Genomic DNA, 13,625 nt, shown 5'->3' on the forward strand with positions numbered 1-13,625 from the left:
CGTTCAATGGTCGCAAGCGCGTCTCGCCGACGCGCTCAACCGTCTTCAATAATGTCAAACACGAACCCGAACGGATCCCGGAAATAGGACGGCGCCGATGGGCCGATGGGCGTGCAGCCATGCTCCGTGAGGAGGCGCTTCGCCTCGGCCATATCGGTCACGCTGAACGACGGCACGAAGGATTGCGGAGCATCTCGATTGATCCAGAGCCTGAAATTTCCCGTTTCGAACGCAACGTGGCCCTCGCCGCTGATGCGTTCGAAACCCAGCACGTTTCCGTAGAACTCAATGGCCTTGTCGATGTCCAAAACATGGACAGCGACGTCCCGGTTGCTGCGGAACAGGCTCTTGTGACCTGATTTGTTGGGCGCAGATTTTCGGCTTGTCATGGAGTGCCTCTTTCGATCCGTTCGCTCGTCATGCATCGCAATGGTGGATCAGACCAACTCGACCTTGTTCGCGTCGAGACTTTGGCCACATCCTTCCAACTCACAGATAGGATCGCCCCCAATTTGGTCGATATCTTGCCCCCGCTGATCCAGCTCGACCCCCGCCCCGGCAAACAGATCCTTCCAGTGGCGTGCGAAGCCAGCCAACCTCGGCCGCCCATTGTCCCAAGCCGCCATCCAGAGATCGATGTCCACCGATCCGTCGGCCTGCACGAACAGCTTGATGCGAAGCAACTCGCCACCATGATCAGCCATCGTCACCGCCAATTGATGCGGAGGATCGCAAATTACGATCACGCCCGGCGCAATCTCAGCTGCGCCGAGGGTGATTGCAACCGACTGCCTCACGTGCAATCCAGAGCGCCCGCAATTGGGTTCGACCACGAGAGCCTGCATGAGCTGATTCCAGACGGCCGCTGCCGGGCGCAGCGTACGCCGGCGCAGCCATGCGATCCGGCGCGGTTTTCCCGCATGATTAACAAGATAATGCTGCAGGCTGAGCAACTCGAACTCCCAGCCGCGCTTGATCCATGCAAGGAAGCTCTGGTCGCCGGCAAAATCGCCGTGTCTCAGTGACAGCGTGGTCCGTCCGTCGTCGTACGAAAGCGCGAACTTCAGCCGTCGGAAACTCGCCAAGTCGTCTCCGAAAGAGCCGTCCGCCGAGCCGCCAAGCGGTTTATCTTCGCGAAGTTGCAGAAAGTGGAGGGGCTGCCAGTCTTCGATCCACCAACTGGCCGTCATTGCCCCGCCCCAGGACACCTCGATATGCCCATCCAGTCCGGGGCTAACCTTCGCGACTGGTGAAAACCAGCGCACAAGCTCGTTGGCATCAACGAGTGCCGCCCAAACCTGGGCGATCGAGGCACTAATCTCGATCTGAGTGCCGACCGATCGATGCGGCTCCTGCAGGCGCTGGGCCAAGGCGCTCTCCGTCAATTCAAGCGGCAGACCGCATTAGAAGCAGTCTGTGATCAGGCGTCTTCTTCGGAATTGCTCCAGTGCCGTCGCGGTACCGGATCCGGCAAGCGCTAACTCGGTCTTGCATGGCCGTTGCCTTGAGGGCCTGCCCCGGCAAACCGCGTCATCGACGATGGACGCGAGACGACCGGGCTGAGCACACTCTTACTAACCCGATCGATCCGGTCGTACGACCCGGCATGGAGCCTCTCGCGAACCATCTGCGCCTGGAGAAAGTCGTGCGGGTATCCCAGCGACGCAGCGGTGACGTCATTCAGCCTGTCCATATGCGCCGTGCCAAGGACCAGATCTGCCGCTCCGAGGTTCTCCTTGATCTGGGCAAGCGTCCGCGCGCCAACGATCGGCAGCGCTCCCTTCTGCCGCAACCAAGCCAGCGCGACCTGCGCTGGCGTGTACCCCAGTTCGGCGGCGATCGCTTTTACTGCGTCGGCGATATCGAAATTGGTATCGCTGAGCTCTGTGTAGATGAACTGCGCCACGCGTCCGTCGGTCGGCTTCTGGTTGCGGATGTATTTCCCGCTTAGGAAACCGCCACCAAGCGGCGACCAAGCAACAAGAGTGACGCCGAGTTCCGCCGCCATAGGGATCAACTCGCGCTCGGGTGTCCGCTCGATCAGGCTGTACTCGATCTGCAGTCCCGCAAACGTTGTCCAGCCGCGACAATGCGCAGTTGCATTGGCATAGGAGACGACCCAGGCCGGCGCGTTCGAAATGCCGATATGGAGTATCTTGCCACTGCGGACGAGATCGTCGAGGGCCCGCATCACCTCCTCGACAGGCGTCATCTGATCCCAAGCATGGACCCAATAGACGTCGACGTAGTCGACGCCGAGCCGCGACAGGCTACCTTCTAGAGCTTGCACCATGTTCTTGCGATGATTGCCGCCCGAATTAGGATCGCCGGGCCGCTTCGCGAACGAATATTTGGTTCCGATGACATAGCGCTCGCGCTCGCCAGCGATAAATTCGCCAAGCATCTGTTCGCTCCCACCCGCCATGTAGCCGTCGGCGGTATCGAAGAAATTGCCGCCAGCTTCGACGAAGGCATCGAAAATGCGACGATTCTCGTCCTTTGTAGCGCCCCAGATCCGCTCGGTGCCGAAGGTCATGGTACCGATGGCAAATTCGGAAACGCGAAGCCCAGTATTGCCGAATAATCGGTACTTCATTGCACTCTCCATCCGAGCCCAAATGCTTTCTGTCGAACGCCGGCCAAAGCCGATCGCCACCGGCTGCACGCAACCAGATCAGACCATGGCCTTCGCAAGCTGGAAGGCCCAGCGTTGCGAAAACAACTGATTCCACTGGTGATCGGCCGCGGTGAGGGCCTTCTGCTGCGGGCCGCTGTAACGGGCCAGCCAAACGGTGACGTCCGGCCGTCCAAGGGTAAAGCTCAACAAGATGCGCAGAATCCCGTTCAGATTGTCCACCGTGCCGCCGAACTGCTTGTTGGGCGTGTAGGTCAGCACTCTGCCTGTGAACGTGTCGCCGGTGGCCGCATGGAAGGTGTAACGGTCACCAGGGCTCAGGCCGCCGGCGAACATCGTCTTGTGCGACGGGTCCACCGCAGGAGAGGAGGTGACGTGCAGGAGGCCTGTCGGCCCGGGGCCGGATATCCGCGACCAGGCGTCGGCGAACGACATCTGGATCGGTTGGCGCACCCAAGAGACAACACGCGATTGTCCGACGTGAGCTTCGCAATAATCTCCCAGCGCGTTCAGCTGATAGTCCCAGCAGGCAGCAACCGTATTGCGAAAGCCCAACGGAGAGAGCTCTTCCGCAAAGCCCGCCACGTCCAGGCTGGTTTGCTGGGCCTGCAACGCGGCAGGAACGGCCGGAGTCCCAGCAAAACCCGAATGGGTCAACCGCAGGGTGGTATTGTTACCGTTGGCCTTGAGCTCGTAGTCCACTACGCGGGGAGGCGTAAACTTCGCCAGCGCCGGCTCGAACTGCACACCAAACGGCCTTGCCTCCTTGAGGCGTAGATGCCTGTCCGGGTCCCACACCTCAATGCTGGACTCCTCGACAATCGGATCACCCCACGACAGCTTCACGGAGCCGCCCTTGCCCGGCTTCACGTCCGCTTCGAACGGCAGCCAATTGATCAACTCATGGTTGTCGGTCAGCGACTTCCACACCACCTTTGCCGGGGCCGCGATATCGATCTCCTTAACGATTGTATTGGCGTCATTACCACTCGGTGATCGTGTCGTCATGTTAGCCTCCGATGCTGGCTTCGCCCGTTCGGCAATAGTTGCGAGCAGATTGCGGCACCCATTCCAAGCCACGCTGAGCCGCCAGCCAATAATTGACGGCACTCGCTTTCCGCGTCTTCTCCGTGCTTGCGGAATCGGTGGCTTGCGCGGCACGGGCGCGCGGCTTGCCGGGCTCAGCCGCTTTTGCCTGAGGCCCCGCCCGACTGGCGATGACGTATTTGCCGCGCGTCCGGGAACCCGCCGCTTCAGACAGCCCAGCGCCGCGCGGACGGCTGCCGGGGCGCGATGAGATTTGGCCAAATCATCATCGCCTCACACTCCCCCGATCGAGATTGCTCGTTGCAAAACGACGACATGCCCTCGCGGACGCGGCCCAACGAGGGCCGTATCATCGTTAGCTCGACGCGACGGCGCAGCCTGTCCGCGCCGATGCGTACAACGCCTCGCGGCGTTCGCCGAGATATTTCATCAGCCCGATCATGGCGAAGGGCATCGGCAGCAGGTTCATCAGGAAATGCCAGGTCACGCGGAAGCCGACTGCAAACTCGGGATTGCCAAAGGTGAAAGTTCCACCGAACAGGGTGCTCAACCCGATCGGCTTGCCGACGAAATAGGCAGAGGCGGTGAGCATGATGTGTTCGTAGAGATGGAACGTCTCGATGTAGATAGCCCACCGGGTCCAGCGCGTCGGCGCGCAATAATACAGGCAGATTAGGCTGCTCAGGAAGATGCTGTTGCCGATCAGATGCAGCACTTCCATTCCAAGCATCATCTGACGCGGTACATCGACCGCGGGAAACAGCGCGAGGCCGAGGTTCCGCACCAGCACGGTCGCTACGGGCGACATCCATGGCGAGTTCCGGCCGCAGATTTGCGACATGTCGCCAAGGCACCACACGACGAATTGCACCGCGTGTTCAATGAAATGACCGATCTGAAATAAAAGACCGAGACCGGCATAGGTTCCAATGAGCAAAGACAAAAGGCGTGCCTCGGCAATACCGACCCGAAACGGCGCGAAGGGGTGAATCGAAGCAGCATTGGTCGTGATGTTGGTCATCCCTCACTCCCGTGCATTGGCGACGCAATCGACCAGGGAAATCCAGCGCCCCCCCGGACAACAAGACACGTCACTTACCATCGCAGGCGTCTGGAAAAATCACGAAAAACTCTCGGAGCGATCCGGCCGGCTATCTCGTGCGAGGACCGCAAGATGGGGCAAGTGGCAGTTCGGAACAAATGCGTGGCGCAGATCGGCAGGAGGCGGGTGCGGCGCGGTCACGTTGCCCGTCAGGATCCTCGCTGATCGTTCCATCAATGCCGTCGATCTGCGCGCGCTAGATCGATCGATATTGGACGCGGAACCTTAAATGGGTCGCACTCATAAACTCGCCGAGTTCGACGCGGTGAGCTCGGTGTAGACGCCTCCGTTATGGATGACCGCATCCATGCGCCCGATAACGTTTACCTGTTCTGCTACGCTCCTGGTCTGGGCGGCGCTGCGGAGATCACCGATGACGACCCCGGCCGACTGCGATGCGAGCTCAGCGAGCGTCGCAGCACGGTCGGCCGAGCGGGCGTGTAGCACTACCTGATGGCCATCATGCAGAAGCGACAGCACCGCCGCGGCTGAGCCCGTCTGTGCTGCCAGTAATGAAGGCGATCGCCATCACTTCCCCCTTCAATGTCCATTTCGAACGCGGCGGCTTCCGAACTCAGGATTCGCGCGCCCGTCTTAGCGCGGCTTCAAGCTTCTCTTTCTGCTTCTCCCAGCGGACCTCCTCGGCACGGGCCCGCCGCTCCAGGGCTTCACGTTCCACTTCAAACGCGCTCGTTTTGGCTTCGTGTTCGTCTGTCGCATCATCGAGTTCGGCTTTAGCCTTCGCGATCGCCCTCTCTCGTCGTTCGCGCTCTTTCAATCTTGCAACTTCCTCGCGCCGGCGCTCGACTTCCCGCCTTGCCTGCTCCCTCTCGAACTTCGCCGCGGCTTGTCGGGCCGCCTCCTCGCTTATCTTCTGAGCGCTCGCTTCTTCGGCTTCGAACGAACTTTCTCGCGCTTGTCGATCCCATCCTCCCCTCCGAGATCGGTCGGCAAGTCTGAGTGTTCGGCGAAGCGTCCGTTTGATCCCGCCGGGCGCTTTATGACCACACCAGGATTTGCCATTGCTGCCGCGACCACGTCCGGTTCAGTGGTCTCCTTCGCGACACCCTGATGAAAAAGATTGCTTCCCGCGCCCCAAGCCTCCAATGCCGACTTCATCGAAGGAGCAGCGATGGCGAGATCATAGAAACCTAGTGAAGTCTGATATGTCTTCAACTTCTTCGCCATTTGTGTGCTCTTCCGCGCCGCCGATCACACTACGATGCGATCGAAATCGTTTGCCCTCGACTTCCTTGAAGTCGAGGCCGCCGAGCTACGAGCAGCGGCATCGAAGGGATATTCGCGCGGCCGCCACGCGGCGCTAGGCCAGCGCAAGGAGATCGGGTGATGGAAGTCACCTATTATGTGGCTTTGCCGTTCGCCCCCTCTGACGACGGAATCGCGGGTCGGTCAGCAGCTCCCGCACCAGCCAGGTCGTTTCGTTCAGGTTGGCCGAATAGCGGTCGTAGGCGGTCAGTCGGTTTCCGCCCTCGCCGAACAACCCGTGGCCCGCAAAGTAGAAGACGAACAAATCGTCGTCCCGCAGACCGGCGATAGTCGAAGGAAGTTCGAAGCGCAGAGCCGAAAGCGTAGCCTCGTCGTCGATGCGCGTCGTGACATCGACCTCCCAGTCGGGGAACGCGATGCTGAGTGCCTCGGCGAACGCCTGCGCATCGCGCCTGGCGTAGTCGACAGGCTTGATCTTCCCGGTCCGGACGTAGTTCTCCAGCCCTACGACATAGGCTACGACGCGGCCGTTCGGGGGCAGGATCGGGATCACGGTCGATCTCCTTTCGGTCGGCCCATTGTAGCCAAAACCGGCCCGTACGGCGCCTCGTCGGCGCCCGGTTTCCCCAGATCCGACCGCACCGGACATGGCCTGCCTGTGATATGTTCCGGGGCCCTCCCGTGGATGCCCAATGGACTGGTCGGACACCTTCCGCGACAGATACTACGATCCCGGTTACGTCTATATCGCCGGGTCGCTGTCTCATCGCGTCCTGAAGATAGGCACGACGGTGAACATTCGGCAGCAGGAGCGGCGCCTCCGCCGGACCGCTTACGGCAGCATCGACGACTGGAGACTACTCTACTACGTCTGGGTCTCCGAAGGCGGAAGGATCGAACACGACGCGCGTCGCGTCCTGAAGCGCCATCGTCAATTGCGGATGTACGACAAGGAAGGCCATCGCCAGAAGGGCCGCGAGATCGTCAAGTGCCGGTTCGGCATCGCGCTGGAGGCGCTGACCGGACTTCTAGACGACGCGCAGCGCGCCGGCGCGACCAAGTCGTGGCGGGCAAGCGAATACGAGTTTGGGTGGACCCCACCTCCTCCGCCCGCGCCCCCTCCGCCCCCCTACGTCGCACCGGTCGGGATCCCGCCGACGGTCCACCTCTATCGCGACATCGAGCAGATCGAGCTCTCGGTGCGGACGTACATGTGCCTGAAAAACGAAGGCGTCCGCTTCCTCGGCGAGTTCGCTCGGAAGAGCGAGGCCGAACTGCTCCGCATCCCGAATTTCGGACGCAAGTCGCTCAACGAATTGAAGGAGGTCCTGGCGCAGATCGGACTGCATCTCGGCCAGGACCTCCCGGACTGGCCTCCACCGGACATCGACGTCCTGTCACAGCAGGCCGCCAAACTGCTGGAGCGTGTGGGCGAACTCGAACTGTCCGTGCGATCGGCGAACTGTCTGAAGAACGACGGGATCAACTACGTGGGCGAACTGGTCCAGAAGTCGGAAGCCGAGATGCTGCGGACGCCCAACTTCGGACGGAGATGTTTGAACGAGATCAAGGAGCTTCTGGCAGCGTCCGGTCTGCACTTTGGCATGGATCTGTCTCGATGCCCCGGAGCGCTCACGGATGCCACCGGGTGAAGGCAGGAGTGGAATCTGGATCCTTCATTGCGCCGATCACTGCGGCCCTCTACCCAGTCGGGGTAATGGTGGCCGAGTTGCTGGCAGCAGCTGATCGAAGGTGTGGCGCCACTTAGACCTATCGGGGCCCATCATGCGGCGGCAGCGAAAGCTATCGAACGCTTAGTCGGCTCAGTATCAGATGAGATACCGAGCGCAGCCATGCCTGCCGTTTCCTCCAGAGGGCAGCCGCCAGTTCGATCAGAGCAGCGTTCCGTTCAAAGGATTTCCGGCGCGTGTTCTCCAGAGCCTTTTGTGCACCTTCTTCGGAGCTCCAGCGCGGAACCCCGAAGGACATTCCGCCCTCGGTCAGGGTCCTGAATGTACCGTCGCGGGCCCCCTCCCCGACACCCGCCTGGTCGCAGGCGGCGTCGAAATCGGGGGTCTCGGCGACCATCCCTTTCACTTCGTGCGCATGAAGCCTGGCGTGCAGCACGATCTCGGCCTGCTTGTCGCCGAAGTTGAACAGGGCCTCGGCCTCTTTGCCCCGCGCTTTCGTTAGCCGTCCGCCGCTTCGTGAAAACCATGGTCGGCCCAAAGAGCCAGAAAGTTGACGATGACCTCATCCGGATGCGGCTTGTGTTCGAAATAGGCCGCGGTGACGGACTCGGGCTTGACCATGCCCTTGAAGTCCATGGCACAGGCGCGGTCCGTGCCCCAGCTTGCCACTCCGTCGTCGAGGCCCTCGAACATGACGAGCGGCTCCATGTCCTTCTTGAACAGGTAGCGCTTCCAGTAGCAGACCTCCGGAGCCGCCCGGAATCGGGCCGGAAGCTTGCCGGCCTCCCGGACCAGATTGTCGGTAATCGGCCTCTTCAGATCTTCGTCCGCCTTCCAACCCCGCTGCCAGGCGCCAAGAGCGTCAAGTAATTCGTCTGTGAAAATTTCGGGCTGCACTTTCTCCGCTTCCTTCGTCACCTCGCCTGGTCTCCATTAGTTGGATCGGGTCTTCGTCTATTTATGTCGAACGCCTTTGACTCCGTTGGCGCGAGCGGTTGGGCTCGCGGACCTGTTTGAGCCGCATGGCCTGGCACCCCCGCCGGTACTTATAGTGATCGTGTTCTGAACCAGGGGCGTAGGTGCCTACGGGTGCTTGCGCGCGTTCCTGATATGTTCTAATGTCTGAGCATGCCCGACCAACGCCCTCATCCCAACCTGCGCGTCATCGATGGCCGCAAGCCGAGCGTTCTCGAAGACCGGCGCGCGGTCGTCGACTTCACCCGCGTCTGCAAGGTGGTCGGCATCATCGATTCCAAGACTGGCCTCATCAGGAGCCTGCCGCAAAGCGGGTCCGAACCCGAGAGGTGACCGGTGGGGAAGGAATCCGAGCCGCGTCTTCGGCGGACGGATCATGGACGCCGACCTCGGGGCGGATGGGGCCGTGTACGAGGTGGCTGCTCAGCGATGGTCGGGAGATGCTTGAGTCCACCGCCTCCTCCGGCAGATCGTCCTCCCCGAGCTCCGACTGGATGCTGAAGCTGACGAGCCTGGCGCTGCGGTACTGGAATTTCGATCCCTGAGCACGACGAACTTGTAACGTTCGGCGATCAACATCTGCAGTATCGGCACCAACGCGTCCTGCGGGATGCCGATACTCGCGTCCAGCCTGTCCGGATATGTTTCGAACGCCCCGACCGCGATCGGCTTGAGGTCCTTTCGCCGCTCCTCCATGAGGTTCAGCGAGGGAAACAGCGACATCGCCACCCAATCGGTCTTCAGTCCCGCCGGCCGCAGCAGCCGCCCCCTGATCACGACGTGCCGGTGTTCGTGGTACGGATCGACCAGATCCCGCAGCGTGTTCAACGCCAGCCAGTAGCTGAAGTCCTAGCTTTCGATCCCGATGACGTAGGCGACGATCTCCTCCGGCGGCTTGCGCCGGCGCTTCTTCTTCCTGACCGCTTTCGGTCCGGCAGCCATCGCAAGGATCGTCCGGCATCTCGGAGGGACGCGCCAGGATAGCCGAGTCGAAGCCAGGCGATAATCCAGCTATGATCGCCCGGAGATTGCAGCTTCGGCGGCAGGCGGGGGCAGGATGGATTTCGACGACCTGATCGTGGAGCGCCCGGCGACGGCCGGGGCACCGGCGGCCCCCCCGGACCGTTACTTCTACGAAGGCAACGTGATGCTGGCCTATGCGATGCACCTGCTCCGGACGGAGCCCGTCCGCAAGGTCCTCATCCATCCGGACGGGCAGCATGCACGCCAAGTCGATTTCCCGGGCTGGCTCGAGAAGCACGGCTTCCGCCGGGGGGCGACCGCGCGCATGCCGTTCGCCGGCACCTTCGAAGACGCCGAGGGGCGTCGCCAGGACGTGAAAAACACGGCCTCCGCCCCTTTGGGCGGTGGCCGTTGCGCCGAGAACCTCCCAAGAACGATGAAACCAAGTCTGGGACTTATTCTGGGACTTTTGGACCGGAAATCTCGGAATGTTCGGGTTTTTGTTCGATTTTCGTGCTCGGTCGAGAAGCCGAGGATGGACTAAAAACCCTTTAGATTCAATTGAGTTACGGAGCGAATTTCGCTCTCAAGCCGAACCCGAGCCCGACATCTGGAAGCTCGGATGCACGAGCGCTTCCGGGGCCGCCACCAGCACGATCATCGCCGCGACCGCGAGCGTGCGGAAGGTGACGGCGCGGCGGTCGACCATGACCGCGATCAGCACGACGGCCGTCATGAAGAACGACCTTTGGGTCGCGACCTCCGCGCCTGAGAGCAACAGATAGAACGCCGCCGCGACCAGCGCCGCGGCCGCCGCCCATTTCTTGATCGGATGGCTGATGGTGAGGCCGGGGATCAGCGCCAGCAGCGCGCGCACGGCGAAGAACACGACGCCGGCGACGACCGCCATGTGATAGCCGGAGATCGACAGCACATGGCCGAGACCGGAGACGAACATCGCGTCGTTGACATCGGGCGTGATGGCGTCGCGCCGGCCGGTCAGCAGCGCGGTGGCGATGGCGCGCTCGTCGCCCGACAGGCGGCCGCGGATGCGTGCGTCGATCGCATCGCGCAGACCCTGCATGGCCGCCGCATAGCCCAGGCCGAAGCCGGCGGCCTGCGGCGGCGTCGCCGTCGTGATCGCGCCCATCACGAAGCCGGAGGCGCCGATGCCCTGGAAGAACATGTCGCGCGCGAAGTCGTAGGATCCCGGCCGCACCGGGGCCATCGGCGGCAGCAGCCGCGCCTTGAGCTGCACGAAGCTGCCGACCTCGGGCGCCGCGCCCTTGCGCACCGCGAGCCTGACACGCGCGATGGTGACGGCGTTGCGCGGGCTCTCCATCGACGTCACCCGCAGCACGATGCGGTCGCTGCGCTCGCGGATGTCGCGCGCCTCGACGAAGCCGGACAGCGCCACCGAATACAACGGCCGCGCCAGCACCGGATGCGCGACGCGCGCGGTCTTGACGGTCGCCGCGGCGAAGCCGCACGCCGCCGCCGCGATCATCACGGCAACCGGAAACAGCCGATGCCGCCGCATCATGATGGCGACGATGCCGAGCAGCGCCGCGGTGGTGGCGGCAATCCAGAGCACGGGCTCGTGATCGGCGGTGAAGTACAGCGCGATGCCGGCCCCGAACGCCACCGGCACCCAGGGTAGCAGCCGGCCCGCCCCGGCCTCCTCGGCCGCCCAGCTCTTCAGGCGGGCGGCGAACACCGACGACGCACCGGCCCCGATCGCGGGCCAGCCGCCGGCCAGCGCGCCGCGCGGCGGCCAGACATCGGCCATCACGCCCGCGATCCCGCGACGCCCTCCCGGCGGCCTGACCGGCTCCGCCATTGCCCCCACACCACCCGTTACCCGACGGGCGGAAAGGCTACCGGAAGCTGCGCGAGCGCGCCTAGCAGAACGGAACGGGAATCCTGGAAATCTGCACGGCCGCTGCGGGGGAACTTTTTGCGCCGCACGTGCTTTTCAGGGGATGGACGCCCACGACCCTGAAGACCCCTTCGCCGACCTCGCGCTCGAGAAGGCGATCCACCTGCGCTGGACTCTCCGGGACATCAAGGCCCACCGGCTGACGCTGTCCCCTGTCGCCGACGAAGATCTTTCGCTGCTCACCGAGCGCGGCCTCGTCGAACTCACCGACGGCGTGCCGACGCTGACCGAGGCCGGGCAGGACGCGATCAGCTGAGCCACACGCGTCCCGCGGTCTCCGCTTGCCTCACCCCTTCGCGACTTCCTTGGCGAAGGTGTCGCGCAGGCCGATGGTGCGGTTGAACACGAGCTTGTCGGGTGTCGAATCCGGATCGCGCACGAAGTAGCCCTGGCGCTCGAACTGCATCGGCGCGTCGGAATTGCTCTCGGCGATCGCCGGCTCGATGCGCGCGTCGGTCAGGACCTCGAGCGAGTTGGGATTGAGATCGGCGGTGAAGTCGGCCGCATTGGGGCTCGGATTGGCGAACAGCTGGTTGTAGAGGCGGATCTCGGCGGTCAGCGACTGTGCAGCGGGCAGCCAGTGCATCGTCGCCTTGACCTTGCGGCCATCAGGCGCGTTGCCGCCCTTGGTCGCCGGATCATAGGTACAGCGCAGCTCGACGATCTCGCCGGCGTCGTTCTTGATGACGTCGCGGCACTTGATGAAATAGGCGTAGCGCAGCCGCACCTCGTTGCCCGGCGACAGACGGAAGAACTTCTTCGGCGGATTCTCCATGAAGTCGTCCTGCTCGATATAGAGCTCGCGGCCGAACGCGATCCTGCGCGTGCCGGCTGCGGGATCGTCGGGATGGTTGATCGCCTCGAGCTCCTCGACCTGGCCTTCCGGATAGTTCTCGATCACCACCTTCAGCGGCCGCAGCACCGCCATCCGGCGCAGCGCCGTGCGATTCAGCTCCTCGCGGATGCAGAATTCGAGCATGCCGACGTCGACGATGCTGTTCGCCTTGGCGATGCCGATGCGTTTGATGAACTCGCGCACCGCCGCCGGCGGCACGCCGCGCCGCTTCAGGCCGGCGATGGTCGGCATGCGGGGATCGTTCCAGCCGGAGACATGGCCGTCCTGCACCAGCCGCGTCAGCACGCGCTTGGATAGCAGAGTATAGGTGAGATTGAGGCGCGCGAACTCGTACTGGTGCGGATGCGACGGCACCGGCAGCTTGTCAAGGAACCAGTCGTAGAGGGGCCGGTGATCCTCGAACTCGAGCGTGCAGATCGAGTGCGTCACGCCCTCGATCGCGTCGGACTGCCCGTGCGCGTAGTCATAGCTCGGATAGATCTTCCAGGCGTCGCCGGTGCGCGGGTGGTGGGCGTGCAGGATCCGGTACAGCACGGGGTCGCGCAGGTTGATGTTGCCGGCGGCCATGTCGATCTTGGCGCGCAGCACGCGCGCGCCGTTCGGGAATTCGCCGGCCTTCATGCGCCGGAACAGGTCGAGATTCTCCTCGACCGAACGGTCGCGGAACGGGCTGTTCCTGCCGGGCTCGGTCAGCGTGCCGCGCGACAGCCGAATGTCTTCCTGAGACTGGTCGTCGACATAGGCCAAGCCGGCCTTGATCAGGCCCTCGGCCCAGTCGTAGAGGCGTTCGAAGTAATCCGACGCGAAGAACAGGTTGTCGCCCCAGTCATAGCCGAGCCAGCGCACGTCGGCCTGGATGGAATCGATATATTCCTGCTCTTCCTTGGTCGGATTGGTGTCGTCGAAGCGCAGATTGCAGCGGCCGCCGAACTCCTGGGCAATGCCGAAGTTGAGGCCGATCGACTTGGCATGGCCGATATGCAGGTAGCCGTTCGGCTCCGGAGGGAACCGGGTGACGACCGTCTTGTGCCTGCCGCTGTCGAGATCGGCCTGGACGATGTCGCGGATGAAGTCGCGCCCTGCCTCTGCCGTCGCCGCCGTGTCTGTCGTCGTGGTCATCAAGAATATCCTGCTCCGGAATTTGGCAGCCTATCTGCCAAATCCGCTTCCCCCAAGGAAGGCTTTAGTTA

15 protein-coding genes and 4 pseudogenes are annotated in these 13,625 nt (G+C 62.9%); 5 read left to right on the forward strand and 14 right to left on the reverse strand.

Features of this window, described 5'->3' with window-relative positions:
- Positions 1-35: 35 nt before the first annotated feature.
- The 9 genes and pseudogenes from QW861_RS10610 to QW861_RS10650 all read right to left on the reverse strand — a co-directional run bounded on the left by QW861_RS10610 (position 36) and on the right by QW861_RS10650 (position 6,564).
- Positions 36-389, reverse strand: coding sequence for a VOC family protein (locus QW861_RS10610; RefSeq protein WP_316193048.1), 354 nt, complete (start codon positions 387-389; stop codon positions 36-38).
- 48 nt (positions 390-437) lie between these two features.
- On the reverse strand, positions 438-1,370 hold the full coding sequence (locus tag QW861_RS10615) for an SRPBCC domain-containing protein (RefSeq protein ID WP_316193049.1): 933 nt from the start codon (positions 1,368-1,370) through the stop codon (positions 438-440).
- 107 nt (positions 1,371-1,477) lie between these two features.
- A complete protein-coding gene (locus QW861_RS10620) occupies positions 1,478-2,596 on the reverse strand; it encodes an aldo/keto reductase (RefSeq protein WP_316193050.1) in 1,119 nt (372 codons plus the stop codon).
- Positions 2,597-2,674: 78 nt separating this feature from the next.
- Positions 2,675-3,643: an SRPBCC domain-containing protein gene (locus tag QW861_RS10625; RefSeq protein WP_316193051.1), complete on the reverse strand. Its 969-nt coding sequence runs from the start codon at positions 3,641-3,643 to the stop codon at positions 2,675-2,677.
- Positions 3,644-4,037: 394 nt separating this feature from the next.
- A complete protein-coding gene (locus QW861_RS10630; protein ID WP_316193052.1) occupies positions 4,038-4,703 on the reverse strand; it encodes a DUF6008 family protein in 666 nt (221 codons plus the stop codon).
- A 351-nt stretch (positions 4,704-5,054) separates the two neighbouring features.
- Positions 5,055-5,313, reverse strand: a pseudogene (locus tag QW861_RS10635) (SDR family NAD(P)-dependent oxidoreductase); the annotation flags it as partial.
- A 45-nt stretch (positions 5,314-5,358) separates the two neighbouring features.
- On the reverse strand, positions 5,359-5,562 hold the full coding sequence (locus QW861_RS10640) for a hypothetical protein (protein ID WP_316193053.1): 204 nt from the start codon (positions 5,560-5,562) through the stop codon (positions 5,359-5,361).
- A gap of 89 nt (positions 5,563-5,651) precedes the next feature.
- Positions 5,652-5,972, reverse strand: a complete 321-nt coding sequence (locus tag QW861_RS10645; protein ID WP_316193054.1) for a hypothetical protein — start codon at positions 5,970-5,972, stop codon at positions 5,652-5,654.
- A gap of 166 nt (positions 5,973-6,138) precedes the next feature.
- Positions 6,139-6,564 (reverse strand): caspase family protein, encoded by a 426-nt coding sequence (locus tag QW861_RS10650; protein ID WP_316193055.1) that lies wholly within the window; start codon positions 6,562-6,564, stop codon positions 6,139-6,141.
- A 139-nt stretch (positions 6,565-6,703) separates the two neighbouring features.
- Between QW861_RS10650 and QW861_RS34000 the strand changes: the two are divergent.
- Positions 6,704-7,333 (forward strand): annotated as a pseudogene (locus tag QW861_RS34000) (DNA-directed RNA polymerase subunit alpha C-terminal domain-containing protein); the annotation flags it as partial.
- A 93-nt stretch (positions 7,334-7,426) separates the two neighbouring features.
- Positions 7,427-7,663: pseudogene (locus tag QW861_RS10660) on the forward strand (DNA-directed RNA polymerase subunit alpha C-terminal domain-containing protein); the annotation flags it as partial.
- A gap of 151 nt (positions 7,664-7,814) precedes the next feature.
- Here the strand turns inward: QW861_RS10660 and QW861_RS10665 are convergent.
- Both QW861_RS10665 and QW861_RS10670 read right to left on the reverse strand, forming a co-directional pair.
- Positions 7,815-8,099, reverse strand: coding sequence for a hypothetical protein (locus QW861_RS10665; RefSeq protein WP_316193056.1), 285 nt, complete (start codon positions 8,097-8,099; stop codon positions 7,815-7,817).
- 101 nt (positions 8,100-8,200) lie between these two features.
- On the reverse strand, positions 8,201-8,620 hold the full coding sequence (locus QW861_RS10670; RefSeq protein ID WP_316193057.1) for a hypothetical protein: 420 nt from the start codon (positions 8,618-8,620) through the stop codon (positions 8,201-8,203).
- Positions 8,621-8,830: 210 nt separating this feature from the next.
- Here QW861_RS10670 and QW861_RS10675 point away from each other — a divergent pair, with 210 nt between their 5' ends.
- Entirely contained in the window at positions 8,831-9,010 is a 180-nt protein-coding gene (locus QW861_RS10675) for a hypothetical protein (RefSeq protein WP_316193058.1), read from the forward strand.
- Positions 9,011-9,100: 90 nt separating this feature from the next.
- Here the strand turns inward: QW861_RS10675 and QW861_RS10680 are convergent, their stop codons facing one another.
- Positions 9,101-9,505, reverse strand: a complete 405-nt coding sequence (locus tag QW861_RS10680; RefSeq protein ID WP_316193059.1) for a hypothetical protein — start codon at positions 9,503-9,505, stop codon at positions 9,101-9,103.
- Between the two features lie 229 nt (positions 9,506-9,734).
- Between QW861_RS10680 and QW861_RS10685 the strand changes: the two genes are divergently transcribed.
- Entirely contained in the window at positions 9,735-10,184 is a 450-nt protein-coding gene (locus QW861_RS10685; protein WP_316193060.1) for a hypothetical protein, read from the forward strand.
- A gap of 60 nt (positions 10,185-10,244) precedes the next feature.
- Here the strand turns inward: QW861_RS10685 and QW861_RS10690 are convergent.
- Positions 10,245-11,480, reverse strand: a pseudogene (locus tag QW861_RS10690) (ComEC/Rec2 family competence protein); the annotation flags it as partial.
- Between the two features lie 142 nt (positions 11,481-11,622).
- Here QW861_RS10690 and QW861_RS10695 point away from each other — a divergent pair.
- Positions 11,623-11,835, forward strand: a complete 213-nt coding sequence (locus QW861_RS10695) for a hypothetical protein (RefSeq protein WP_315711615.1) — start codon at positions 11,623-11,625, stop codon at positions 11,833-11,835.
- 30 nt (positions 11,836-11,865) lie between these two features.
- Here QW861_RS10695 and QW861_RS10700 read toward each other — a convergent pair whose 3' ends face one another.
- On the reverse strand, positions 11,866-13,554 hold the full coding sequence (locus tag QW861_RS10700; RefSeq protein WP_315750914.1) for a glutamine--tRNA ligase/YqeY domain fusion protein: 1,689 nt from the start codon (positions 13,552-13,554) through the stop codon (positions 11,866-11,868).
- Positions 13,555-13,625 lie beyond the last annotated feature (71 nt).

This window comes from Bradyrhizobium sp. SZCCHNRI1029, from assembly GCF_032487555.1.
Classification (GTDB): domain Bacteria; phylum Pseudomonadota; class Alphaproteobacteria; order Rhizobiales; family Xanthobacteraceae; genus Bradyrhizobium.

Excerpts from the sequence above, each read along its gene's own strand:
- QW861_RS10610 (WP_316193048.1), bottom strand. The coding sequence starts at position 389 with ATGACAAGCCGAAAATCTGCGCCCAACAAATCAGGTCACAAGAGCCTG.
- QW861_RS10620 (WP_316193050.1), bottom strand. The coding sequence starts at position 2,596 with ATGAAGTACCGATTATTCGGCAATACTGGGCTTCGCGTTTCCGAATTT.
- QW861_RS10625 (WP_316193051.1), bottom strand. The coding sequence starts at position 3,643 with ATGACGACACGATCACCGAGTGGTAATGACGCCAATACAATCGTTAAG.
- QW861_RS10630 (WP_316193052.1), bottom strand. The coding sequence starts at position 4,703 with ATGACCAACATCACGACCAATGCTGCTTCGATTCACCCCTTCGCGCCG.
- QW861_RS10645 (WP_316193054.1), bottom strand. The coding sequence starts at position 5,972 with ATGGCGAAGAAGTTGAAGACATATCAGACTTCACTAGGTTTCTATGAT.
- QW861_RS10665 (WP_316193056.1), bottom strand. The coding sequence starts at position 8,099 with ATGGTCGCCGAGACCCCCGATTTCGACGCCGCCTGCGACCAGGCGGGT.
- QW861_RS10675 (WP_316193058.1), top strand. The coding sequence starts at position 8,831 with ATGCCCGACCAACGCCCTCATCCCAACCTGCGCGTCATCGATGGCCGC.
- QW861_RS10685 (WP_316193060.1), top strand. The coding sequence starts at position 9,735 with ATGGATTTCGACGACCTGATCGTGGAGCGCCCGGCGACGGCCGGGGCA.
- QW861_RS10695 (WP_315711615.1), top strand. The coding sequence starts at position 11,623 with ATGGACGCCCACGACCCTGAAGACCCCTTCGCCGACCTCGCGCTCGAG.
- QW861_RS10700 (WP_315750914.1), bottom strand. The coding sequence starts at position 13,554 with ATGACCACGACGACAGACACGGCGGCGACGGCAGAGGCAGGGCGCGAC.